Genomic DNA, 26770 nt, shown 5'->3' on the forward strand with positions numbered 1-26770 from the left:
GGGAAGACCGACCGGGCGGCGCTGCCCGAGCCCGAAGGCTTCCGGAGCGGGAGCGGCGGCCGGTACGTCGCCCCTGCGACGGCCACCGAGGAACTGCTCGCCGAGGTGTGGGCGCGCGTGCTCGGTGTGGAGCGGGTGGGGGTGCTCGACGGCTTCTTCGAGCTGGGCGGCCACTCCCTGCTGGCCGGCCAGGTGGTCTCCCGGATCCGCGAGATGTTCTCGGTGGAGCTTCCGCTGGCCGCCCTGTTCGACCGGCCGACGGTACGGGGCTTGGCCGCGTTCGTCGACGGCTCCGCCCGTGACGCGGCACCCCCGGTGACGGTCGTCGCGAGGGACGCGGCGCTGCCGCTGTCGTTCGCCCAGCAGCGCCTGTGGTTCCTCGACCAGCTGGAGCCCGGCTCGGTCGACTACAACATGTCCACCCGTCTGCGGTTCGCGGGCGATCTCGATCCCGCTGCCCTGGGCGCCGCTCTGGACGCCCTCGTGGCCCGTCACGAAGTCCTGCGGACCCGCCTCGTGGCCGGCGCGGACGGTGTGGCCCGGCAGGTCGTCGACCCGGCGGCCGGTGTGCCGCTGCCGGTGGTGGACGTCTCCGCCGGCGCCGACCCGCAGGACGCCGCCGACCGGCTGATCGGCGCGGACGGTCTCGCACCGTTCGACCTGGCGAACGGGCCCCTCGTCCGTGCCATGCTGCTGCGCCTGGCCCCGGACGACCACGTCCTGAGCCTCGCCATGCACCACGTCGTCTTCGACGAGTGGTCGGACCGGATCGTCCGCCGCGAACTGTCCGCGCTGTACGAGGCGTTCCGGGCCGGTGAGCCCGACCCGCTGCCGCCGCTCGCCGTGCAGTACGCGGACGTCGCCGCCTGGCAGCGGCAGTGGCTGACGGGTGAGGTGCTCGATGAGCAACTCGACTACTGGCGCGCCCAGTTGGATCGGGCTCCGGTTCTCGAGCTGCCCACCGACCTGGCGCGTCCCCAGGTGCGGTCCACGGCGGGCGCCGTCACCCGGTTCAGCGTCGCGCCGGACACCGCGGAGGCCCTGCGCGCGTTGTCCCGCGAGAGCGGCACGACGATGTTCATGACGCTCCTCGCCGCCTTCAGCGTCCTCCTGGGGCGTTACGGCGACACGGACGACGTGGCGATCGGCACGCCGGTCGCCAACCGCTCGCTCGCCGAGACCGAGGACCTGGTCGGGTTCTTCGTCAACACGCTGGTCATGCGCACGGATCTGTCCGGCAACCCGTCCTTCGCCGACCTCCTGGGCCGGGTGCGGGAGATGGCCCTCGGCGCGTACCGGCACCAGGACCTGCCGTTCGACCGGCTCGTCGACGCGCTCGTCGCCGAACGGGACCGGTCCCGCAACCCGCTGACCGACGTCATGTTCAGCTACGTTCCCGGCGAGCCGGGCGACGGCGGGGCGCCCGCGGACGTCCTCGACGGCCCCGGTGGCCTCGACGACCGCGACGCCTCGGACCTCTCGGCCGTCACCGCTACCGGCCCCGAGCCCGTCCCCGTGAAGTTCGACCTGGTCCTGACCCTGGCCGACGACGACGGCGCGCTGTCCGGAGAGCTCCAGTTCAGCACCGCGCTGTTCGAGGCCGCGACCGTCGAGCGTATGGCCGCGCACCTGATCACCCTCCTCGAAGCCCTCGCCGCCGACGCGGGGCAGCACGTGGGCGAGGTGACGCTGCTGCCCGAGTCCGAGCGCCGGCTGCTCGTCGACGAGTGGAACGACACCGCCGTCGCCCTTCCGCTCGCGGGCGGCCTCCACGAGCTGATCGCCGCGCAGGCGGCCGCCACCCCCGACGTCGTGGCGGTCCTGGCGGGCGAGCAGTCCCTCACCTACGGCGCCCTGATGGCCCGCGCGAACCGCCTGGCCCACCGTCTGCGCCACGCCGGCGTGGGACCGGAGTCCGTCGTCGCGCTGTGCCTGGACCGCTCCGCCGACATGGCGGTCGCCTCGCTGGCGGTCTGGCAGGCCGGGGCGGCCTACCTGCCCCTCGACCCCGCCTACCCCCTCGACCGGCGCCGGTTCATGATGAGCGACACCGGTGCGTCGCTGCTCGTCGCCCACGAGGCGGTGGCCGCCGACCTCGTCGCCGACGACACCGTGGACACCGTGCTGCTCCTGGACGACCCGGCGACCCTGGCGGAACTCGACGCGTTCCCGGCGACCTCGCCCCAGGTGCGCGTCCTGCCCGACCAGCTGGCGTACATCATCTACACCTCCGGTTCGACGGGACGGCCGAAGGGCGTCCACGTGCCGCACCGCGGAGTGACGACCCTCGCCGAGGGGATGCGCTCGCTGCTGCACGCCGGCCCGGGCGACCACGTCCTCGGATTCGCGTCCTTCAGCTTCGACGCCTCCGTGTGGGAGGTGGTGATGGCGCTCCCGACCGGCGCGACCCTGGTCGTCGCCGAGCGGCAGGACCGTACCCCGCCCGAGCGGCTCACCTCGATGATGCGGCGGACCGCCGTACGCCTCGCCTTCATGACCCCCACGCTGCTCGGGGTGCTGTCCCCGGACGACCTCCCCGACCTCGCCACGGTGCTGGTGGGCGGCGAGCGCGTGGAACCCGCGCTGACCGCCCAGTGGCGCCGGCGCCTGAGGCTGCTGAACGTGTACGGGCCGACCGAGACCACCATCGCCACGACCGGCGGAGAGGTCACCGCCGACGGCATCCCGCCGATCGGCACCCCGTTCCTCAACGAGCGGGTCCACATCCTCGACCCGTCGCTCAACCCCGCTCCGGTCGGCGTCGCCGGCGAACTGTTCATCGCCGGCGCCGGCGTCACCCGCGGCTACGGCGGCCGCGGCGCGCTGAGCGCCGAGCGCTTCGTCGCCGACCCGTTCGCCGCGGACGGCTCGCGCATGTACCGCTCGGGCGACCGGGCGCGCCGGCTCGCGGACGGGCGTCTGGAGTTCGTGGGCCGCGCGGACAACCAGGTGAAGGTACGCGGTTTCCGCATCGAGCCCGGCGAGATCGAGGTCGTGCTCGCCGCCCACCCAGGCGTCAGGACGGCCGTCGTGACGGCCTACGGCAGCGGTACGGAACGCAAACTCGTCGCCTACCTCGTGCCCGCGGACATGGCCGAGGGCATCCCGCCCGTCGCCGAGCTGCGCGCGTTCGTCGGCGAACGCCTGCCCACGTTCATGGTGCCGGCGCTCTTCACCGAGATGGCCGGAATGCCGCTGACGAGGAGCGGGAAGATCGACCGCGGCGCCCTGCCCGCCCCCGACGGGGCGAGCGCCGCAGCGGCGGACACGTATGTCGCGCCCCGCACCGAGGTGGAGCGGATCCTCGCCGAGGCATGGGCCGAGGTCCTCGGCCTCGAGCGGGTCGGGATCGAGGACAACTTCTTCGACCTCGGCGGCGACTCCATCATCAGCATCCGCGTCGTCGCCCGCGCTCGTGACTTCGGCGTGCACGTGACGGCGGCGCAGCTCTTCGACCACCAGACGGTGGCCGGCCTCGCCACGGTGGCAGCGGGCGAGAGCACCGCGCTCGCCGAACAGGGCGTCGTGGTGGGCGACTTCCCGCTCTCGCCGATCCAGCGGTGGTTCCTCGGCCGTGCCCTGCCGCAGGCGGCACACTTCAACCAGTCCACGGTCCTGGAGGCCGACGGCCAGCTCGACCCCGAGCTGCTGCGGGTCGCCGTGCGGGCGCTCGTCGAGCAGCACGACGTGCTGCGCTCCCGGTTCGTGCGGGAGGACGGCGAGTGGGCCGGGCGCCTGGTGGCCGCCGAGACGGCCGACCCGGTGTCGGTGATCGACGTCTCCCACGTGGACGCCGTCGACGAGGCCGCGTACCTGGAGGCCCGTGCCACAGAGGTGCAGGCCGGCCTCGACCTGGCAGAAGGGCCGCTGTTCAGGGTCGCCGTCTTCGAACGCGGCGACCGGGGCCCGCTCGTCCTCGTGGTGGCGCATCACCTGGTGGTCGACGCGGTCTCCTGGCCGGTGCTGATGGAGGACCTGATCTCGGCGTACGCGCAGGCCGAAGGGGGCTCCGCGACAGTGGAGCTGCCGGCGAAGACGACGTCGTACATGCGGTGGACCCAGCGGCTCGCCGAACTGGCGGACTCGCCCGAGCTGGCCGCGGAGGCTCCGTACTGGCGCGCCGCCGAAGCCGCGGCCGCGCCGCTGCCGCGCGACCACGCGGGGAACAACAGCGTGACCTCGGCCGCGGAGGTCGTGGCCACCCTCGACGCGGACCTGACCGAACGCCTCCTGCGCGAGGTGCCGAGCGCCTTCCGGACCCGGATCAACGACGTGCTCCTCGCCGCGCTCGGCACGACCCTCACCTCCTGGGCCGGAGCCCCGTCGGTCGTCGTCGACCTGGAAGGCCACGGCCGCGAGGACGTCGGCGCGGACATCGACGTGTCCCGCACGGTCGGCTGGTTCACCAGCGTCCACCCGGTCGTCCTCACCGGCGCGGCCGACGGAGACCTCGGCGCGCTGCTGCGCCGTACGAAGGAGTACCTGCGCGGCGTCCCGCGGAAGGGCCTGGGCTACGGCCTGCTGCGCCACCTCACCGACTGGACCCCGGCGGGGCAGGCCGAGGTCACCTTCAACTACCTGAGCCAGAACTCCGCGCGCACCGGCGACCGCGCGCCCGCGCCCGCTGCCACCAGCGGTGCCGCAGGCAGCCGGCTCCGGCCGGGCAAGGGGTCGCTCGGCCGCGCCTGGTCGACGGAAGGCGACCGCACGCATCTTCTCGACGTCAACTGCCGGGTTTCCGACGGCCGCCTCGAGATGGTGTGGGCGTACGGCACGAGGGTGCACGACGAGGCGACGATCGCGCGGCTCGCGCAGCGCTACGTCGAGGTCCTGGGTGACCTGATCGAGTACTGCTGCCGCCCGGAGACCGGCGGGCACACGCCCTCGGACTTCCCGCTCGCGCGGCTCGACCAGGCCGCACTGGACCGTGTCACGGCCCACGTGACCACCGAGATCGACGACATCTACCCGCTCACCGCCCTCCAGCAGGGCATGCTCTTCCACACCCGGCTCTCCGACGACCCCGGCATGTACTGGGTGCAGAACGGACTCTCCCTGGAGGGCGAGCTCGACTTCGACGCCCTGAAGCAGGCATGGGAGCTGGTGGTCTCCCGGCACGAGGTGCTGCGCACCGCCGTCGTCTGGGACGGAGTGCCCGAGCCGCTGGCCGTCGTCTCCCGGTCCGTACCGCTGCCCCTGCACGTCCGGGACCTCTCCCACCTGGACGAGGAGGCCCGGCAGCGGGCCATCGGCGACCATTTCGACGCCGACTGGGCCCAGGGCGCCGATTTCTCCGCGCCCACACTGATGCGGGTCACCGTGCTCAGCCTCGCCGACGACCGGCACCAGCTGGTCTGGAGCTACCACCACGTGCTCCTCGACGGCTGGAGCCTGCCCATCGTGATGGGCGAGCTGCTGGAGGCGTACGACGCGTTCCGCACCGGCAGCCGGCCGGAGCTGCCCCCGCGCGCCCCGTTCCGGGACTTCGTCGCGTGGGTCGTCGGGCAGGACCTGGACCAGGCGCGCGCGTACTGGCACGAACGCCTAGCCGGGATCACCGAACCCACCACGCTCGGCGTGGAGCGGGCCACCGGTGACCGAGGCCGCGCCCAGGCCCATGTCGCGCTCGCACGCACGACCGCCGAATCCGGCGGCCTCGCCGACTTCGCCCGACGTCACCGGCTGACACTGAACACCGTCGTCCAGGGCGCGTGGGCGCTGGTCCTCGCCCTGTACTCCGGCACGGACGACGTCGTGTTCGGCGTCACGTCGTCGGGGCGCGGCGGCCAGGTCGAGGGCATGGACTCCATGGTCGGCCTCCTCATCAACACGACCCCGACGCGCATCCGCGTCGACCGTGAACAGCCCGTCGTGGACTGGCTCGTCGGGCTGCAGGACGAGCAGGTACGGGCCCGTCAGTACGAGCAGGTCCCCCTGGTCGCCATCGCCGAGTGCAGCGAACTGCCCACCGGCCAGTCCCTGTTCAACAGCCTCTTCGTCTTCGAGAACTACCCGGACCAGGCCCTGACCGAGGGCCGGGAGACCTCCGCCGCCAACGGCCTGCAGGCCGACCTCAACTACGGCCGCGAACAGGTCAACTACCCGCTCCACATCACCGCGGGCGCAGGCCGCGACGTCAAGATCAAGGTGTCCTACGACCGCGCCCAGTTCGACGCGGCGACGGTCGAGCGCATGACCGGACACCTGGCCACCCTCCTCGACGCGCTCGCGGCCGACGAGGGCCGGCGCGTGGGTGACCTGCCGGTGCTGACCGCGGGTGAGCGGGACGCGGTCCTGCGTGGGTGGAACGCCACGGATGTGGAGGTGTCCGGGGTCGGAGGGGTCCAGGCGCTGATCGCCGAGCGGGCCGCTGAATCTCCGGATGCGGTGGCTGTGGTGGCCGGCGAGGAGTCGGTCACGTACGGCGCGCTCATGGGTCGCGCCAACCGTCTGGCGCGTCATCTGCGGTCGGTGGGCGTGGGTGCCGAGTCGGTCGTGGCGGTGTGTGTGGAGCGTGGCGCGGACATGGTGGTCGCGGGGCTCGCTGTGTGGCTGGCGGGAGGTGCGTATCTGCCGCTGGATCCGGAGTTCCCGTCGGAGCGGCTGGAGTTCATGCTGACCGACAGTGGCGCGGGTGTGTTCGTGGGACATCGGTCCGTGGCGGGTGGGTTGCCGCTGGAGTCGGTGGACTCGGTGGTGTGGCTCGACGACGCGGACACGCGGTCGACGCTTGAGCGCCTTTCGCCCGCGCCTCTTGATGTGCCGTGTGCTGCGGGCCAGTTGGCGTATGTGCTGTACACGTCCGGTTCCACCGGTCGGCCCAAGGGTGTGCTGGTGGGCCAGGGGAACCTGGTGAACTTCCTTGCCGGTATGGCGGTGCGTCCGGGGCTGGGCTCGGGAGATGTGTTGCTGGCGGTGACGACGTGGGGCTTCGACATCGCGGGGCTGGAGTTGTGGCTGCCGTTGGTGGTGGGTGGCCGTCTGGTCGTGGCGGAGCGCGAGGCGGTGGGCGATCCGGGCGTGCTGGCGGGTGAGCTGGTGCGGCAGGGCGTCTCGGTCATGCAGGCGACGCCCGTGACCTGGCAGATGCTGGTCACCGACGGGTGGACCGGGTCGCCCGGGCTGGTGGCGCTGTGTGGCGGTGAGGCGTTGCCGGGTGGGCTGGCGGCGTCGCTGGCGGGTCGTGTGTCCGAGGTCTGGAACATGTACGGGCCCACGGAGACGACGATCTGGTCGGCGTGTGAGCAGGTCGTGCCGGACGGGGTGTTGGGGATCGGGTCGCCGGTCGCGAACACCCAGGTGTATGTGCTGGACGGCCGGCTGGAGCCGGTGCCGGTGGGTGTGGCAGGTGAGCTGTTCATCGGCGGGGCCGGTGTGACGCGTGGGTATCTGGGGCGCGCGGGGTTGTCGGCCGAGCGCTTCGTCGCGGATCCGTTCGCGGCGGACGGCTCGCGGATGTACCGGTCGGGTGACCGGGTGCGGTGGCTGGCGGACGGCCGGCTGGAGTTCCTGGGCCGCGCCGACGAGCAGCTGAAGGTGCGTGGTTTCCGGATCGAGCCGGGGGAGATCGAGGCGGCTCTGGTCGCGCATCCGGCCGTCGGTGCCGCGGTCGTCGTCGGCCACGGGCAGGGCACGGAACGCCGCCTTGTGGCCTATGTGGTCCCCGCCGTCCAGACGGAGGGTGTCCCGTCGGCCGGTGAGCTGCGGGAGTGGTTGCGCGAGGGTCTGCCGGAGTACATGGTGCCGTCGGTGTTCGCCGAGTTGGCGGAGCTTCCGTTGACACCCAACGGCAAGATCGACCGCAAGGCCCTGCCCGAGCCGGCCGAGCTGCGGGGCGAACTGGACACCGTCTTCGTCGCTCCGGCCACGGTCTCGGAGGAGCTGCTGGCAGGGATCTGGTCGCAGGTGCTCGGGGTGGACCGGGTCGGTGCCACCGACTCCTTCTTCGAACTCGGCGGTCATTCGCTTCTGGCCACGCAGGTGATCTCCCGTGTGCGGGAGGCGTTCGGGGTCGAGGTGCCGCTGTCGGCGCTGTTCGACCGGCCGACCGTACGCGCCCTGGCGGTGGCTGTCGAAGGCTCGGTGGGGGATGTCGCGCCGCCGGTCGGGTTGGCGGACCGTACGCGGCCGCTTCCACTGTCGTTCGCCCAGCAGCGGTTGTGGTTCCTGGACCAGTTGGAGCCGGGTTCGACGGAGTACAACATGTCGACCCGCCTGCGCCTGACCGGGGATGTGGACCTGGTGGCCCTGGGCGCGGCGCTGGACGCGATCGTGGCCCGGCACGAGGTGCTGCGCACCCGTCTGGTCGCAGGCGCGGACGGAGTGGCGTACCAGGTCGTCGACCCTGCGGCCGGCATGCCCCTTCCGCTCGTGGACGTGTCCGGGAGCGTGGATCCGCACGGGGTCGCCGACGACCTGTTCGCCAAGGACATGCTGACGCCGTTCGATCTGGGGAACGGCCCCCTGCTGCGGGCCGTGCTCGCAAGGGTCGCCCCGGACGAGCACGTGCTCTCCCTGGTCATCCATCACGTCGTCTTCGACGAGTGGTCGGACCGGGTCCTCCAACGTGAGCTGTCGGCCCTGTACGAGGCGTTCCGTACGGGTCAGTCGGATCCGCTGCCGCCGCTGGCGTTCCAGTACGCCGATGTCGTCGCCTGGCAGCGGCAGTGGTTGACCGGTGACGTGTTCGACGGCCAACTGGACTACTGGCGTCACGCGTTGGCGGATCTGCCGACTCTTGATCTGCCGACCGACCGGCCGCGGCCGACGGTGCGCTCCACCGCCGGTGCGGTGAGCAGGTTCGTCATTCCGGCCGACACGGTACGGGCGCTCCGCGCTCTGTCCCGGGAGCACGGCACGACGATGTTCATGACGCTGCTCGCCGCGTTCGACGTCCTCATGGGCCGATACGCCGGCACCGACGACGTGGTGATCGGCACGCCGGTGGCGAACCGGAACCGTGCCGAGACCGAGGACCTGATCGGGTTCTTCGTCAACACGCTGGTGATGCGCACGGACCTGTCCGGTGATCCCTCGTTCGTCGAACTCCTCGGCCGGGTGAGGAACACCGCCCTCGGCGCGTACGCGCACCAGGACCTGCCGTTCGAGCAGCTGGTGGACGCCATGGACGTCGAGCGCGATCGCTCGCGCAGCCCGCTCTTCCAGACGCTCTTCAGCTATGTCGCGGCGGACCCGCGCGACGTGCAGCAGGAGGGTGGCGAGCACGAGGGGGCCGGTGCAGCGAGCCGGTCGGCAGCCGATGCGGAACCGCACAGCGGTCCGGTCCCGGTGAAGTACGACCTGGCGTTGGCGCTGGCGGATGCCGAGGGCGTTCTTGCCGCTGAGATCCAGTACAGCACCGCGCTGTTCGACGCGGCGACGGTGGATCGGATGGCGGGACACCTGGTCACGCTGCTGGAGGCCGTCGCGGCCGACGCGGGCCGGGGGATCGACGAGCTTCCGGTGCTGACCGCGGCTGAGCGGGATGTCGTGGTGCGGGGCTGGAACGACACGGACGTGGAGGTGTCCGGGGTCAGCGGCGTGCACGGCCTGATCGCGGAGTGCGCGTTGGTGGCTCCCGATGAGGTGGCTGTGGTGGCCGGCGAGGAGGTTCTGACCTATGGCGGGCTGATGGGTCGGGCGAATCGTCTGGCGCGTCATCTGCGGTCGGTGGGTGTGGGTGCCGAGTCGGTCGTGGCGGTGTGTGTGGAGCGTGGCGCGGACATGGTGGTCGCGGGGCTGGCGGTGTGGCTGGCGGGAGGTGCGTATCTGCCGCTGGATCCGGAGTTCCCGTCGGACCGTCTGGAGTTCATGCTCGCGGACAGTGGCGCGGGTGTGCTGGTCGGTCATCGCTCCGTGGCCGGTGGGTTGCCGCTCGGCTCGGTGGACTCGGTGGTCTGGCTGGACGACGCGGACACGCGGTCGACGCTCGGTCACCTTCCGTACACGGCCCTTGATGTTCCGTGTGCTGCGGATCAGTTGGCGTATGTGCTGTACACGTCGGGTTCGACGGGTCGGCCCAAGGGTGTACTGGTGAGCCACGGGAGCCTGATGAGCTTCCTCGCCGGGATGGCCGTGCGTCCGGGGCTGGGCTCGGGTGATGTGTTGCTGGCGGTGACCACGTGGGGCTTCGACATCGCCGGCCTGGAACTCTGGCTGCCGTTGGTCGTGGGTGGCCGTGTGGTGGTGGCCGGGCGTGAGGTCGCGGGTGATCCGGGTGTGTTGGCGGGTGAGCTGGTGCGGTGGGGTGTGTCGGTGATGCAGGCGACGCCGGTGACCTGGCAGACGCTGATCGCCGACGGCTGGACCGGATCTTCGGACTTGCTGGCGCTGTGCGGTGGTGAGGCGCTGCCGGACGGTTTGGCGCGTGCGCTGGTGGAGCGCGTCTCGGGCGTGTGGAACATGTACGGGCCCACGGAGACGACGATCTGGTCGACCTGCGAGCAGGTCGTGCCGGACCGGGCGCCGGGGATCGGGTCGCCCATCGCCAACACGCAGGTGTATGTGCTGGACGGCCGGCTGGAGCCGGTGCCTGTCGGTGTGGCGGGTGAGTTGTTCATCGGCGGTGCGGGCGTGACGCGTGGCTACCTGGGTCGTCCGGACCTGACCGCGGAACGGTTCGCGGCCGACCCGTTCGCGGCCGACGGTTCGCGGATGTATCGGTCGGGTGACCGGGTGCGGTGGCTGGCGGATGGCCGGCTGGAGTTCCTGGGTCGGGCCGACGAGCAGCTGAAGGTGCGTGGTTTCCGGATCGAGCCGGGGGAGATCGAGGCGGCTCTGGTCGCGCATCCCGCCGTCGGTTCGGCGGTCGTGGTCGGCCACGGGCAGGGCACGGAGCGCCGTCTGGTGGCGTACGTGGTCCCGGCCGTCGAGGCGGACGGCGTCCCGGCCGCCGGCGTGCTGCGGGAGTGGCTGCGGGAGGGTCTGCCGGAGTACATGGTGCCGTCGGTGTTCGTCGAGTTGGCGGCGTTGCCGTTGACCCCGAACGGCAAGATCGACCGCAAGGCCCTTCCCGAACCGGCCGGTTCTCTTGGGGAGCTGGGGGGTCTGTACGTTCCTCCGGCCACGGTCTCGGAGGAGTTGCTGGCGGGGATCTGGTCGCAGGTCCTCGGGGTGGACCGGGTCGGCGTCACGGACGGCTTCTTCGACCTGGGCGGTCACTCCCTGCTCGCCACCCAGGTGATCTCCCGCATTCGGGAGGCGTTCGGGGCCGAGGTGCCGCTGTCGGCGCTCTTCGACCGGCCGACCGTACGCGCCCTGGCGGCGGCGGTCGAAGGCTCGGCAGGGGATGCCGCGCCGGCTGTCGAGGTGGCGGATCGTACACAGCCGCTGCCGCTGTCGTTCGCGCAGCAGCGGTTGTGGTTCCTGGACCAGTTGGAGCCGGGTTCGACCGAGTACAACATGTCGACCCGCCTGCGCCTGACCGGACACGTCGACCTGACCGCCCTGCGCGCCGCGCTCGACGCCGTCGTCGCCCGGCACGAGGTGCTGCGGACCCGCCTCGTCGCGGGCGCGGACGGAGTGGCGCACCAGGTCATCGACCCGCCGGCCGCCATGCCCCTCCCGGTCCTCGACCTCTCCGGAAGCGCGGACCCGCAGGACGCCGCCGCCCGCCTCGTCGCGGAGATCGGCACGACGCCCTTCGACCTGGCGAACGGCCCCCTGATCCGCGCCACGTTCATCCGGCTCGGCGACGACGAGCACGTACTCGCCCTGGTGATGCACCACGTGGTGTCCGACGAGTGGTCGGATCGCATCCTCCGGCGCGAACTCCTCGCGCTGTACGAGGCGTTCCGTGCGGGTGAACCGGATCCGCTGCCGCCGCTGGCGTTCCAGTACGCGGACGTCGTCGCCTGGCAGCGGCAGTGGCTGACCGGTGACGTGCTCGACGGTCAACTGGACTACTGGCGTAACACGTTGGCGGATCTGCCGACTCTTGATCTGCCGACCGACCGGCCGCGTCCGGCGGTGCGTTCCACCGCCGGTGCGGTGAGCCGGTTCCACGTTCCTGCCGACACGGCACGGGCGCTTCGTGCGCTGTCCCGCCGGCAGGGCACGACGATGTTCATGACGCTCCTCGCGGCGTTCGACGTCCTCATGGGCCGCTACGCCGGCACCGACGACATCGCCGTCGGCACACCCGTCGCGAACCGGAACCGGGCCGAGACAGAGAATCTGATCGGCATCTTCGTCAACACGCTCGTGATGCGCACGGACCTGTCCGGCGACCCGACGTTCGCCGAACTCCTCGGCCGGGTACGCGAGACCGCTCTGGGTGCCTACGGACACCAGGACCTGCCGTTCGAGCAGCTCGTGGACGACCTTGTCACGGAGCGCGACCGGTCTCGTACCCCGCTGTTCCAGACGCTGTTCAGCTACGTCGCCGAGGAGCCCGGCGGATCGACCGGGCTGCGCCGGGGGACCGGGGCCGACAGTGAGCCGGCTGCGGTGCCGGCCCGGGAGTCCGAGGACGCCGGGTTCGTACCGGACTCGCTGCCCGTCAAGTTCGACCTCATGGTCACCCTGGGCGAAGGCGAGGACGACGGCTCGCTCGCCGGAGAGATCCAGTACAGCACCGCACTGTTCGACGCCACGACGGTGGCGCGGATGGCCGGGCACCTGGTCACCCTCCTGGAGGCCGTCGCCGGGGACGACGCGGACCGGCGGATCGGCGATCTGCCGCTGCTGACCGAGGCCGAGCACGACCAGCTCCTGAACGAGTGGACCGACAACGCGGCCCCGCTGCCGCTGGTGAGCGGGATGCACGAGCTGATCGCCGGGCGGGCGCTCGCGACGCCGGACGCGGTTGCCGTCGTGTCGGGCGAGGAGACCGTCACCTACGGCGAGTTGCTGGCCCGCGCCAACCGGCTCGCCCACCATCTGCGCGACCTCGGCGTGGGAGCCGAATGCCCGGTGGCCCTGTGCCTGGAGCGTGGCCCGGACATGGTCGCCGCGGTCCTCGCGGTCTGGCAGGCCGGGGCGGCGTACGTCCCCCTGGACCCGGGCTACCCGGCGGACCGCCTGGAGTTCATGCTCGCGGACAGCGGGGCCGGCGTCCTGGTCGGCCACCGCCACGTCGCGGCCGACGTGGCCGCGGGAGGCGCGCTGGACACGGTCGTGTGGCTGGACGACTCCGTCACCCGCACGGCCCTCGCGGCGCGGCCGGCCACGTCGCCCGACGTGGCGGTCCACCCGCAGCAGCTCGCGTACGTCATCTACACCTCGGGTTCGACCGGCCGCCCGAAGGGCGTGCAGGTCACCCACGGCGGTGTCGTGAACCGACTCTCGTGGATGCAGGACCATCACGGGCTGACCGCGGCGGACCGGGTGCTCCACAAGACGCCGCTCACGTTCGACGCCTCCGTGTGGGAGCTCCTGTGGCCGCTGTCGAACGGAGCCGAGCTCGTTCTCGCCGCCCCTGGGCGGCAGGGCGATCTGGACTACCTGGTGGGGCTCATCGAGTCCCGGCGGATCACGGTGGTGCAGTTCGTGCCCTCGCTGTTCAAGCTGTTCGTCGGCCACACGTGGCCGTCGTCCCTGTCGGCGCTGCGGATGGTGTTCTGCGGTGGTGAGGCGCTGTCGGCGGCCGATGTGACGCGCTTCTACGCGAGGAACTCCACCGCCCTGGTGGCGAACCTGTACGGCCCGACCGAGAACACCATCGACGCGGCGAGCACCGTGTGTCCGCGTACGGACGGTACGACGGAATGGTCGCCCGGCGGCCTCGTTCCGATCGGCCTGCCGCTGACCAACGTACGGCTGATGGTGCTGGACGAGCGGCTGAACCCGGTGCCGGTGGGCATCGCGGGCGAGCTGTACATCGCCGGCGCGAGCCTCGCCCGCGCCTATGGGGACCGGCCCGCGCTGACCGCGGAGCGGTTCGTGGCCGATCCGTTCGCGGGTGACGGCTCCCGCGCCTACCGGTCGGGCGACCAGGTGCGCTGGCGTGCCGACGGGCGGCTCGAGTTCCTCAGCCGTATCGACCAGCAGGTGAAGGTGCGCGGTTTCCGCATCGAACCGGGAGAGATCGAGGAGGCGCTCGCCGGCCATCCCCGTGTCCGGTCCGCGGTCGTGACCGCGTGGGGCGACGGTGAGGACCGCCGGCTGGTGGCCTACCTGGTGCCGGCCGACCACGGCGAGGGGGTGCCCGCGACCGCCGAGCTGCGCGAGCACCTGCGGCGCAGCGTTCCCGAGTTCATGGTCCCGTCGGTCTTCGTCGAGCTGGCCGACCTGCCGCTGGCCCCCAATGGCAAGTTGGACCGGGCCGCCCTGCCCGAACCGGAGATCGGCCGCTCGGAAGCGGACGCGTCCGTGGCAACCGTGGGTGCCGTCGAGGAGCTGCTCGCGGGGATCTGGACCCGTGTCCTGGGCATCGACCGGGTCGGCGCCGAGGACAACTTCTTCGAGCTGGGCGGGCATTCCCTGCTCGCCACCCAGGTGGTCTCCCGGATTCGGAACGTCCTGGGCGCGGAGATCCCGCTGTCGGCGCTCTTCGACCAGCCGACGGTACGTGGCCTGGCCGCGACGATCGCGGAGTCGGCCGAGCGGCCCGACCTCCGGCCGGTGACCCCCGTCGACCGGGACCGGAAGCTGCCGCTCTCGTTCGCGCAGCAGCGGCTGTGGTTCCTGGACCGGCTCGAGCCCGGATCGCTGGAGTACAACCTGCCGATGCGGGTCCGGATGGGCAGCGATCTCGACATCGCGGCACTCCAGGGGGCTCTGACCGCGATCGTGGCACGGCACGAGGTACTGCGGACGCGCCTGGTCGCGGACGCGGACGGCGTGCCGCATCAGGTCATCGTTCCGCCGACGGCCTTCGCGCTGCCGCTGATCGACGTGTCGGCGGAGGGCGCTCCGTTCCTCGTCGCCGAGAAGCTCGTCGCGGCGGACGAGGCGACCCCGTTCGACCTCTCCGCCGGCCCGCTGATCCGCGCCATGCTGATCCGGGTGGCGGCCGACGAACATGTCCTGGCGCTCTCGATGCACCACGTGGTGTCCGACGAGTGGTCGACGCGCATCTTCCAGCGTGAACTGATGCATCTGTACGACGTGCTGCGCGAGGGCGGCGTGCCGTCGCTGCCGGCGCTGCCCGTCCAGTACGCGGACTTCGCGGTCTGGCAGCGGCAGTGGCTGACCGGCGAGGTGCTCGACGCGCAACGCGCCTACTGGAGGGACCAGTTGACCGGCGCGCCGACACTGGAGCTGCCCACCGACCGGCCGCGGCCCGCGATGTGGTCACCGGCCGGCGCGACGACACGGTTCGAGGTCCCGGAGCCCACGATGGCCGCTCTCAGGGCACTGTCCCGCGAGCACGGCACGACGATGTTCATGACCCTGCTGGCCGCGTTCAACGTGCTGCTCGGCCGGTACGCGGGCTCGGACGACGTGGTCGTGGGCACCCCCGTGGCGAACCGGAACCGGGCCGAGACCGAGGACCTGATCGGGTTCTTCGTCAACACCCTCGTGCTGCGCACGGACCTCTCCGGTGACCCCACGTTCGCCGAACTGCTGGGCCGGGTGCGGAAGGTGGCCTTGGACGCCTATGCGCACCAGGACCTGCCGTTCGAGCAGCTGGTGGACGAGCTGGTCACGGAGCGGGACCGGTCGCGAAGCCCGCTGTTCCAGGTGCTGTTCAACTACTTCACCGAGGACGGCCGGTCCGACGACGCTCCCGCCGGCGACGACAGCATCGACCCCGAGTCGTTCGCGGAGGACACCGGCACCAGCATGACCAACCGGTTCGACGTGCGACTGGTGCTGACGGACGGCGGGGGTGCGCTGTCCGGCGCGATCGAGTACAGCACCGCTCTGTTCGACGCCAGCACGATCGAGCGGATGGCCGGACATCTCGTCGCGCTCCTCGACACCCTGACCGCGGACTCGGACCGGAGCCTCGGTGAGCTGCCGATGCTGACGGAGGCCGAGCATGACCGGGTCGTGCGTGAGTGGAACGCGACGGTCGAGCCGCTGCCGTCGGTGGGTGGGGTGCATGAGCTGATCGCGGAGCGTGCGGTGCGGACGCCGGAGGCGATCGCGGTCGAGTGCGGCGAAGTATCCCTCGATTACGCGGAGTTGATGGGTCGGGCGAATCGGCTGGCACATTATCTGCGGTCGGTGGGTGTGGGTGCGGAGTCGGTGGTGGCGCTGTGCCTGCCTCGCGGCGTCGAGATGGTAGTGGCGATGCTCGCGGTGTGGCAGGCGGGCGGCGCGTATCTGCCGCTGGATCCGGAGTATCCGGCCGACCGGCTCGGGTTCATGCTGCGTGACAGTCGGGCGACGGTGCTGGTCGGCACCGAGGAGCTGGTCGACGAGCTGCCGGTCGGCCGTCTGCGGACGGTGCTGGTGAACGACCCGATGGTGCGTGGGGCTCTGGCGGAGCTTCCCGTGTCGGCTCCGGAAGTCGTCTGCTCTCCTGAGCAGTTGGCGTATGTGATCTACACGTCGGGTTCGACGGGTCGACCGAAGGGTGTGCAGGTTCCGCATGGGGGTGTGGTGAACCTGGCGATGGCGCAGGCGCAGGCGCGGTCGTTCGGTGTGGAGGCGGGGGACGGGGTGTTGCAGTTCGCTCCGTTCGGTTTCGATGCCGCGGTGTCCGAGGTCGCGGTGACGCTGGCGGCCGGTGGCCGGCTGGTGGTGGCGACGGCGGAGGAGCGTGGTGAGCCGCGGGCGCTGGCGGGGCTGGTGCGGGAGAAGGATGTGCGGGTGGCGACGCTGCCGCCGTCGCTCCTGGCCGTGCTGGAACCGGCCGATCTGGTCGGTCTGCGGACTCTGGTCACTGCGGGCGAGCGGTTGGAGGAGGCGGCGGCTGCGCGTTGGCGTGGCGAGTACCGGCTGTTGAACGCGTACGGTCCGACGGAGGCGACGGTCTGCGCGAGCATCGCCCTCCTGGACCCCGACGGCCAGGGCGTTCCCCCGATCGGTGCGCCGATGGCCAACACCCGGGTCTACGTCCTGGACGACCAGTTGCGCCCCGTCCCCGTGGGCATGACCGGCGAGCTGTTCATCGCCGGCACCGGTGTGGCTCGCGGCTACCTGGGTCGTGCGGACCTGACCGCGGAGCGGTTCACGGCCGATCCGTTCGCGGCCGACGGTTCGCGGATGTACCGCTCGGGTGACCAGGTGCGGTGGCTGGCGGACGGCCGGTTGGAGTTCGTGGGCCGGGTCGACGACCAGATCAAGATCCGCGGGTTCCGGGTCGAGCTGGGCGAGATCGAGTCGGTCCTGGCCGCGCACGCCGCGGTGCGGGCGGTGGTCGTGACGGTGGAGGGACTGGAGGAGGATCGCCGGCTGGTGGCGCATGTGGTGCCGGCGGATCAGGAGGAGGGGATTCCCGCGGTCGGCGAGCTGCGGGCCTTCGTGGCGGAGCGGCTGCCCGGGTTCATGGTCCCCTCGGTGTTCGTGGAGCTGGCCGCGCTGCCCCTCACGCCGAACGGCAAGGTCGACCGGGCCGCGCTCCGGGTACTGGACGGAGTGACCCGGGCCGGGACGGGGCAGGGATATGTCGCGCCTCGCAGCGAGACCGAACGCGTCCTCGCGGAGATGTGGGCAGAGCTGCTCGGCGTGGAGCGGGTCGGGGTCGACGACAACTTCTTCGACCTGGGCGGCCACTCCCTGCTCGCCACACAGGTGGTCTCGCGCGTCAGGGCGGTGTTCGGTGTCGATCTGCCGCTCGCCTCGGTCTTCGACCGGCCCACCGTCGCGGCGATCGCCACGGTCGTCGGAAGCGGTACGGTCGTGGAGGGCGGCGAGGACACGGAGTACGAGGAGTTCGACCTCTGAGCCCCGACGCGCGGCGCCCGCCGGCCCGGTCCGCGCGGCGGCGCCCGGAGCTCATCCTCAGGTAGGAGACGGCCCCTCCCTCGCACGAGGGAGGGGCCGTCTGCTGCGTCCCCCACGTGTGCGCCGTGGAACTTCGTCCTTTGCCGTGACGACTCGTACCCCTCGTTTCCCTAGCCTTTCTTCCATGGACAAGACGATCGATGGGTCACAGGCCGTGATCGAGGTCAGGGACGTCTACAAGCGTTTCGGCAGCACTCAGGCACTGGACGGCATGTCGTTCTCCGTCAGGCCGGGGCAGATCACCGGCTTCGTCGGTCCGAACGGTGCCGGAAAGTCGACGACGATGCGTGTCATCCTCGGCCTGGACAAGCCGGACAAGGGGAGCGCGCTGGTCGGCGGGCGCCCGTACCAGACTCTGCGCACGCCGCTGAAGCACATCGGCGCGCTGCTCGACGCGGCCGCCGTGCAGCCGAGCCGGACGGCCCGCCACCACCTGCTGTGGCTGGCGCACTCTCAGGGGCTCGGCACCGCCGCGGTGGACGAGGTGATCCGCAGGGTCGGCCTCCAGGACGTGGCGGGGCGCAAGGCCGGCGGCTTCTCCCTGGGCATGCGGCAGCGGCTGGGTATCGCTGCGGCGCTGCTCGGCGACCCGCCGATGCTCATGCTGGACGAGCCGTTCAACGGTCTGGACCCCGAGGGCTTCATGTGGATGCGAGGCTTCCTGGCGTCGCTCGCCGAGCAGGGTCGTGCCGTGCTGGTGTCCAGTCACCTGATGAGCGAACTCCAGGACTCGGCCGACCACGTGGTCGTCGTCGGGCGCGGCAAGGTCGTCGCCGACATGAGCGTGCGGGAGCTGCTCGCGTCGGTGTCCGAGGGGCGTGTCACCCTGCGCACGTCCGCCCGTCAGCAGGCGATGGACGTGCTCGCGCGGGCCGGTGCGACGGTGAGTTCCACCGGCAGCGACACGATCAGCGTCACCGAGCTGTCGGCTGAGCACGTCGTGTCCGTGCTCGGCGCGCACGCGGTGCCGTTCTCCGAGGTGTCCTCGCACCGCGCGTCCCTGGAAGAGGCCTACATGGAGCTCACCCGGGACGCCGTGCAGTACCGCGGGGTCGTCAGCGGGGAGGCCGGCCGATGACGACGACCCTCTCACCGCCGCCCACCAGGAGCCGGCCGGCGCGCGGCGGCTTCGGACGGGTGCTGCGCTCGGAATGGACCAAGTTCCGGACGGTGCGCGGCTGGGTGCTCAGCACGGTCGGCGCGCTGCTGGTCACCTGCCTGGTCGGTCTGCTCGCGACGGCCCAGAGCAACGGCGCCGGCGCGTCGAAGCTGCCGGTCGACCCCTCGGGCCATGCGGTCAACGACGCCTTCTACTTCATGCACCAGCCGCTGAAGGGCGACGGCAGCATCACGGTGTCGGTGTCCTCGCTGACCGGTCAGGTCGCGGCGTCGCCGACGGAGAACAAGCCCGGCCTCGCGCCGTGGGCCAAGGCCGGCATCATCGTGAAGGACTCCCTCGAGCCGGGGTCGTCGTACGCGGCGATGATGGTCACCGGGGCGCACGGTGTGCGGATGCAGTACGACTACACGCACGACAAGGCGGGGCTCGCCGGTGCGGTGTCGGCCCAGGCGCCGCGCTGGCTCCGGCTGGAGCGCTCCGGCGAGACGGTGACGGGCTATCAGTCGACGGACGGCAGCTCGTGGGAGGAGGTGGGCTCCGCCCGCCTCTCCGGACTCTCCGAGTCCGCGCAGGTCGGGCTGTTCGTGGCTTCGCCGTCGGCCACGGAGGACACCGGTACGGGAACGGGGTTCAACCCCGCCGTCGCCACCGGCACGTTCGGCGCGCCGACCCTGAGCGGTGGCTGGAGCGGTGACGCGTGGGAGGACCGGCAGGTCAGCGACGGCGCGGGGACCAGCGGCAGTTACAACCAGTCCATGAAGGGCGAAGCGGTCCGGGCCGACGGGGGTTACCGCATCACCGGGGCCGGCGACATCGCGCCGGTGGTCGGCGGGCCGGCGGCCAGCGGTGTGCGCATCCTCTCGAACTTCCTCGTCGGCGCGTTCGCCGGACTGATCATGATGGTCGTCGTGGCCGCGGGCTACATCACCGTCGAGTACCGCCGGGGGCTGATCGGCGTCACGTTCGCCGCCAGCCCGAGCCGAGGCAGCGTGCTGGTGTCGAAGGCGCTCGTGGTGGGCTGCGCCGCCTTCCTCGCCGGCACGATCGCCGCCGCGTTCATGGTGCCCTTCGGCGCGGCGCGGTCCCTGGCGAACGGCTTTCCCGTCCTGACGGTGCCGTCCTCGACGGAACTGAGGGTCATCGTGGGCACGGGCCTGCTGCTGGCGGCGGCGAGTGTCTTCGCCCTGGGGGTCGGCGTGATCCTGCGGCGGAGCGCCGTGACCATCACGGTGGTGGTCGTCGGCATGGTGCTGCCCTACCTGCTCGCCACCGCGTCCGTGCTGCCGCCCTCGGCCTCGGAATGGCTCCTGAAGGTCACACCGGCCGCCGGGTTCGCCATCCAGCAGACCGTCACCCACTACGACCAGGTCGTCACGGTCTATTCGCCGATGCACGGCTACTTCCCGCTGGCGCCGTGGGAGGGCCTCGCCGTCCTGTGCGCCTACGCTGCGGCCGCCTTCGCGGGCGCCCTGGTCCTGATTCGCCGGAGGGACGCATGAGGTTCGCGGGACGCGCGGAGTGGACGAAGCTCCGGACGGACGCCGGCAACGCCTGGCTGCTGATCGGGGCCGTGGTCCTCACCCTGGCGGTGGGCGCCGCGGTGGCGATGACCTCCCGGTGCGACTCCCTGGGCTGTGGTGAGGACGCCACGAAGCTCAGCCTCACCGGTGTCATGGTCGGTCAGGTCGTGGTCGCGATCGTCGCGGTGCTGATGGTCGGCAACGAGTACAGCACCGGGATGATGCAGAGCACGGTCGCCGCGGTACCGCACCGGCTGACCGTCCTGTTCTCGAAGGCGGCCGTGCTCAGTGCGGTGATCGTGGCGGCGGGTGCCGTCGCCGTCTTCGGGTCCCTGCTGATCGGCGGGATGGTGCAGCCGGGGCGGGGCTTCACCGAGGCGCACGGCTACGAGGCGATGTCGCTGGCCGACTCGGTGACGCTGCGCGCCGCCGTGGGATCCGTCCTGTACCTCGCCCTGATCGGGCTGCTGAGCCTCGGCGTCGCGCTGATCGTGCGGAGCTCGGCGACGGCGATCGGGATCGTGCTGGGGCTGCTGTTCTTCTTCCCGATCCTCACCCAGGTGATCACGGACCCGGACTGGCAGCGGCTGCTCCAGCAGATCGCCCCCATGACGGCCGGCCTCTCGGTGCAGACGACGATCGGCATCGACCGGCTCCCGATCGGCCCCTGGGAGGGGCTGGGCGTGGTGGCTCTGTGGGCCACCGGCGCGCTGGCCGTCGGCGGCGCGATGCTGCGCATGCGGGACGTATAAACACACCAGGCTACCCGCTAAACCCCCGGGCGGGTAAGGCGGTCCCGTGTTCAACTGCGCGAAGGCGCCAGTTGGACACGGGACCGCCATTTCTCTGTCCTTGGACTTATGGATGGGCAGGCACGGTTGTCGTACGCTGAGGGCGCCCAAAAACGAATTGCGTTGTGCAGCCGTCGGAGGTTCGGGTGAGGAAGTACTGCAAATCGTACCCACTGGGTGAATTGCGCGGCTTTCCCGGCTGGTCGGCCGGGGCGCAGCCCGAGGAGCGTGAACTCGCCGATGACACCACGGTGTTCCTCTGCGATGAATTCACGGTCATGCTGAGTCCTGTCGGCGTCGACAAGGACAAGCGGCTCTTCACCGAGGACACCCCGGAGTGGCGCGAATTCTGCGAGACCACTCTGAAATTCAGCATCCCGGACGACCTGGCATTCGCCTACGTGGAGTCCGAGCCGTCCTGAGCCGGCCGTTTCGATCGGAGAGATGAACCATGGACGAACTGACCGAGCGCCTCAGCGTGGAGCAGACCGTGGAGGTCGGCGGACCCGAGCCCACGCTCGAGGAGCTGCACACGCGACTGACGGACATCGGCACCGTCTTCGTGAAGTTCACGGAGACCAGAGGCGGCACCGACCTGGGCATCCGCCTGGACCGGGAGGCGTCGGACCTCAGCGGCGCCGACTTCGACGCCCGGACCGGTACCGTGCACGTCGAGGGCACCCTGACGCTCAACGGTGACCCGGTGCGCTGCATCGCCGACATCGATCTGGCCACCCTGAAGGGGGTCGGTCGACTCGCGCTCGCGGAAACGGCCGACGCCTGACGCTGTGATATCGGCGGACCCCGTGCGCTCACCCGTCGGGAACACTCCGTTGGTGGATGTTTCCCTGGACGTGCACGGGAAGACGCGGCGGCTGCGACTCAAGCTGGAATCGAAGAATCCTTTCGGCTCGCTGAAGGACCGCATCGCCGTCTCTTTGATCGAGCATGTGGCCGACCGGATCGACAAGGAAATCGGCGTCATCGAGTCGACCTCGGGAAATCTCGGTGTCGCCATGTCGGCCGAATGCGCCGCACGTGGTATCCCGTTCACCGCTGTCGTCGATCCGCGCACCAGCTCATTCTTCATCGACCGGATGCGCGGCCTCGGGGCCGGGGTGCGGGTGATCGAGGAACCCGACGCCGCCGGCGGATTTCTGCTCAACCGTATTAGATTCGTCAAGGAACAGCTGAAGCTCCGTCCCGGCCTTGTCTGGACGAATCAGTACCGGAGCGAGGCGAACCCGAAGGCCCACTTCGAGAGCACGGCGCCCGAACTCCTTCGGCAGGTACCCGGTCCGGCGACGGTCCTGGTCCCCGTCTCCACGGGCGGCACGCTCGCCGGCCTGACGCGGTTCGTCGACGCGGGCCGCGCGGACTGGCGCCTCATCGGTGTCGACGTGCACGGTTCCGCGGCGCTCGGCCGCACGTCCGGGCGACGGCTCCTGTCCGGGATCGGGGCGAGCTGCCCGTCGAGCTTCCTGGACCCCGCGGCCGCGACCGTGGAGTACGTCGACGTCGCCGAGGCGGTGTCGGCCTGCCTGTCGCTGTCCGAGGAGGCCGGTATCGGCGTCGGGGGAAGTTCCGGGGCGACCGTGGCCGCCGCGCTGCGGATGTTCCGGCAGGACCCGGAGGTCGACGAGCTCGTGTGTCTCTGCCCCGACGGGGCGGACCGCTACCGGACGACCATCTACCACGCCGACTGGCGGACCGCCCAGGGGATCACCACGACCGGGACGGGCGGCGCCGTCGTCTACCGCGCCCTGGGCGAGAGCGGAGAATGATGTCCACCGAGACACGCGGGCTGCTGACGCTGTCCGAACTGACCCGGGAGGAACTGCAGGGCCTGGTCGCCAGGTCCCGAGAGTTCTTCCTCGACCGCACGGCGCACGACAGGCCGCTGCGCGACAAACTGGTCGGCGTCCTCTTCGCCAAGACGTCGACGCGGACCAGGACCGCGTTCACCAGCGGCGTCGTCCGGCTCGGCGGGTTTCCCGTCACGTACGGGCCCAACGATCTCCAGACGGCGACCGGCGAATCGATCAGGGACACCGGTCGCATCTTCGGTTCCATGCTGGACGCGCTCGTCGCGAGGACGTCCGGACCGCTGGAGGAACTGCGGGAGATGGCCGGCGCCGGCCGGCTGCCGGTGATCAACGCCATGGCCGCCGAGGAGCACCCGACCCAGGGCGTGTGCGACCTGGCGACGATGCTCCTGCAGTTCGGTTCGCTCGACGGCATCTCCGTGCTCTACCTCGGCGAGGGCAACAACACGGCGTCGGCCCTCGCCCACGGCATCTCCCACCTCCCGCGCTGCCACGTCACCTTCGCCACCCCGGCCGGCTACGGACTGGACCCGCAGGTGCTGGACACGGCGGCGAAGCGGGCGGCCGAGTCGGGCGGCAGCGTGCGCGAGGTCCACGACATGGACGACCTGCCGAAGGACGTGGACGTCGTCTACACGACGCGCTGGCAGACGACCGGCACCGTCAAGGCGGACCCGGACTGGCGGGAGCGGTTCCGCCCGTTCCACATCGACGAGCGGCTTCTCGGACGCTGGCCGGAAGCGGTGTTCATGCACGACCTGCCCGCGCACCGCGGCGAGGAGGTCTCCGGCGCGGTCCTCGACGGCCCGCGCTCGATCGCCTGGAAGCAGGCCGAGATGAAGCTGACCAGTGCCATGGCCGTACTGGAGTGGGTGGCGGCCGGCAACGAGCCGCAGACCGAGCGCAGTTGACCCATCGCCACGGACGGCCGCCCTCCTGCGCGGGCCCGTTCGCCGTCCGCGGCCTTTTCCGAATGTTCGCTGTTGAGTTCAAGCATTTCTCCGGAGGGCGGGGCACCCATGTCTGACGAGCTGTTCTTGCGACCCAAGGTCATCGTGGAACCACTGGTGGACCGGTTCTACGTCTGGCCGCACACCCTGGCGCCCGTCCAGGCCGCGATGAACCTGGCGTTCCTGCAGGTACCGCTCCTGGAGTCGTACCTCCAGTCCCCGAAGGTCCACGTGGCGGCCAGCAGCAACCCCGAACTGCGCGGCGGCTACTTCATCAACATCGCGGAGGAGCGTGCCGACGAGGTACGCGACCTGCTGGCCACCATCAAGCGCGAGCGGGCCGGCATGATCCGCTTCGCCGAGGCGATCGCCGAGGGACAGGAACTGCTCCGCGCGAACGCCACCGGGTTCGACCTGACCCCGCTGTACCCGAAGCTGCCCCCGGAGCTCGCCGGCCTGGTCGAGCTGGCGTACGACACCGACAACCAGGCCCAGATCCGTTTCATGGAGCCGCTGGCCTACCACAGCGACATCTACCAGGAGGAGCGCCAGTCGGTGCAGCTCTCCTTCGAGACCGGCATCGAGCGGCCGTTCATCCTCAGCACGCCGCGACTGCCCTCGCCCGATGTGCTGGAGCTGGACATCCCGTTCCGCCACGCCGGACTCGAAGCGCTGTTCAAGGCCCGGGTGCAGCCCACGACGCTGGCGAAGCTCCGTGAGGCCCTCGAACTCGACGACGCGCAGACGAAGCAGCTGTCCGGCATGCTGAGCGACCGGCCGAGCCTGGCGGAGGACCGGCACATCGACGCGGGCGGCCGCATCCGCTACTTCGGCCACGCCTGTCTGGTCCTCCAGACGCCCGAGGCCGCCGTCGTGACCGACCCGTTCATCAGCGCCGACAACACCGCCGGCGACCGCTACACCCTCGACGACCTGCCCGACTACATCGACCTCGTGCTGATCACGCACGGCCACCAGGACCACATCGTCCTGGAGACCCTGCTCCAGCTCCGGGGCCGGGTCGGCCAGATCGTCGTCCCCCGGTCCTCGCGCGGCAACCTCGCCGACCCGTCCATGGCGCTCATGCTCAAGCACCAGGGCTTCCCGGTCATCGAGGTCGACGACTTCGACGAGGTGGAGTTCCCCGGCGGCAAGATCACCGCGACGCCGTTCCTCGGCGAGCACTGCGACCTCGACATCCGCGGCAAGTCCACCTACTGGGCCGAGTTCGCAGGCAAGAAGGTCTACATCGGCGCGGACTCCTCGGGCATCGACCCGGTGCTGTACCGCTACGTCCAGCGCCACCTCGGCACCGCGGACATCGCCTTCCTCGGCATGGAGTGCGACGGTGCCCCGCTCACCTGGCTCTATCAGGCGCTGCTCACCAAGCCGGTCACCAAGAAGATGAGCCACTCCCGCAAGCTGTCGGGCTCCAACGCGGCGCAGGCCGCCGACATCATGGTCGAGCTCGGGGCCAAGGAGGCGTACGTCTACGCCATGGGCGAGGAGCCCTGGCTCGGCCACGTCATGGCGACGACCTACACCGAGGACACGTACCAGATCAAGCAGATCGACGAGTTCATGACCTGGTGCAAGGACCGCGGGATCAAGGCGGGCCACCTGTACGGCCAGCAGGAATGGCGCTGGTAGCAGACGACCGGCAACCCAGCGGCTCTTGAGGAGACAGCTTCATGACTGTGCAGGACCTGTCGTACGCCGAGTTGTACACCCGGCACGCGCCGACGGCCGTCGACTACTTCGTCTCGGGAATGGGCTTCACCCGCATCGCCGACTCCGTCGAGCCCGACCGGAGTTCCATCCTGCTGCGGCAGGGGGAGACCCGGCTGATCGTCACGTCGGGCCCGGGCACCACCCGCTTCCTCGACCGGCACGGGGACGGCATCGCCGACATCGCGTTCAGCTGTGACGACGTCGAGGCGACGCACGACGCGGCGGTGGCCGCCGGCGCCCGGTCCCTGGGCCGCCGGCACGGCCACCCCGTCGTCTCCGGCTTCGGCGACGTCGCCCACACCCTGCTGCCGCACGCCACGGCGTCGGCGGCCGAGCTGCCGCCGGGCCGCCGCTGGGTACGCAGCGCACCGGCGCCGGAGCCCGCGCAGGAGGGCCCGGTCCGGCTGCTCGACCACATCGCAGTCTGCCTGGAAGGGCACCGGCTCACGGAGTACGCGGACTTCTACGAGGCCGCCTTCGGGATGTCCCGGTACTCCTCCGAGTACGTGGCGGTCGGGGACCAGGCGATGGACTCGATCGTCGTCCGCAGCGACTCGGGGCGGGTCACCTTCACCCTGGTCGCGCCGGACCCGTCGAAGGAACCCGGGCAGCTCGACGCCTTCCTCGACCGGAACGGTGGTCCCGGTGTCCAGCACCTCGCCTTCCTGGTGGACGAGATCATCCCCGCCGTACGGCGCATGAGCGAGGCCGGCACCGAGTTCCTCGCCACCCCCGACGCGTACTACGACGGGCTTGCCGAGCGGATCACCGGCATGCGAGTGGAGGTCGCCGAGCTGAGGGCCGTCCAGGTGCTGGCCGACCGTGACGAATGGGGTTACCTGCTGCAGCTGTTCAGCCGCTCGCCCTACGAGCGCAACACCCTGTTCTTCGAGCTCATCCAGCGCCGGGGCTCACGCGGATTCGGCAGCGCCAACATACGGGCCCTGTACGAGGCGGTCGAGCGCGACCGGCTGGCCGCGGGGTGAGCGGCACG

Annotated in this window: 10 protein-coding genes (1 of these 10 only partly in view); all 10 read left to right on the forward strand. The window is 71.0% G+C overall.

All coding sequences use genetic code 11. The features are described from left to right. Positions 1-17778, forward strand: the 3' portion of a protein-coding gene (locus tag R2D22_RS32315) for a non-ribosomal peptide synthase/polyketide synthase (RefSeq protein WP_318108572.1). The gene continues 15288 nt to the left of window position 1, outside the view; the window shows 17778 of its 33066 coding nt (coding positions 15289-33066); its start codon lies beyond the left edge, outside the window; the stop codon is at positions 17776-17778. A 184-nt stretch (positions 17779-17962) separates the two neighbouring features. Further along, the gene (locus R2D22_RS32320) at positions 17963-18916 is read left to right on the forward strand and encodes an ATP-binding cassette domain-containing protein (protein ID WP_318108574.1); all 954 of its coding nucleotides are present in this window, start codon (positions 17963-17965) and stop codon (positions 18914-18916) included. Next, positions 18913-20457, forward strand: coding sequence for an ABC transporter permease subunit (locus R2D22_RS32325; protein WP_318108575.1), 1545 nt, complete (start codon positions 18913-18915; stop codon positions 20455-20457). The genes R2D22_RS32320 and R2D22_RS32325 overlap by 4 nt, the downstream gene beginning before the upstream one ends. Further along, positions 20454-21230, forward strand: coding sequence for an ABC transporter permease (locus tag R2D22_RS32330; RefSeq protein WP_318108577.1), 777 nt, complete (start codon positions 20454-20456; stop codon positions 21228-21230). Before R2D22_RS32325 ends, R2D22_RS32330 begins: the two co-directional genes overlap by 4 nt. Before the next feature lie 185 nt (positions 21231-21415). Further along, positions 21416-21691, forward strand: a complete 276-nt coding sequence (locus R2D22_RS32335; RefSeq protein ID WP_318108579.1) for a hypothetical protein — start codon at positions 21416-21418, stop codon at positions 21689-21691. Between the two features lie 29 nt (positions 21692-21720). Further along, positions 21721-22053 (forward strand): hypothetical protein, encoded by a 333-nt coding sequence (locus R2D22_RS32340; RefSeq protein WP_318108581.1) that lies wholly within the window; start codon positions 21721-21723, stop codon positions 22051-22053. Positions 22054-22075: 22 nt separating this feature from the next. Continuing rightward, complete coding sequence (locus R2D22_RS32345) at positions 22076-23053, forward strand: pyridoxal-phosphate dependent enzyme (protein ID WP_318108583.1); 978 nt, start codon at positions 22076-22078, stop codon at positions 23051-23053. Continuing rightward, positions 23050-24006: an ornithine carbamoyltransferase gene (locus tag R2D22_RS32350; protein WP_318108585.1), complete on the forward strand. Its 957-nt coding sequence runs from the start codon at positions 23050-23052 to the stop codon at positions 24004-24006. The genes R2D22_RS32345 and R2D22_RS32350 overlap by 4 nt, the downstream gene beginning before the upstream one ends. Before the next feature lie 108 nt (positions 24007-24114). Beyond that, positions 24115-25695, forward strand: coding sequence for an MBL fold metallo-hydrolase (locus R2D22_RS32355; protein ID WP_318108587.1), 1581 nt, complete (start codon positions 24115-24117; stop codon positions 25693-25695). 41 nt (positions 25696-25736) lie between these two features. Next, a complete protein-coding gene (hppD, locus tag R2D22_RS32360) occupies positions 25737-26762 on the forward strand; it encodes a 4-hydroxyphenylpyruvate dioxygenase (protein ID WP_318108589.1) in 1026 nt (341 codons plus the stop codon). Positions 26763-26770: the final 8 nt, after the last annotated feature.

Origin of the sequence: Streptomyces sp. HUAS YS2 (genome assembly GCF_033343995.1) — a bacterium.
Taxonomy (GTDB): domain Bacteria; phylum Actinomycetota; class Actinomycetes; order Streptomycetales; family Streptomycetaceae; genus Streptomyces; species Streptomyces solicathayae.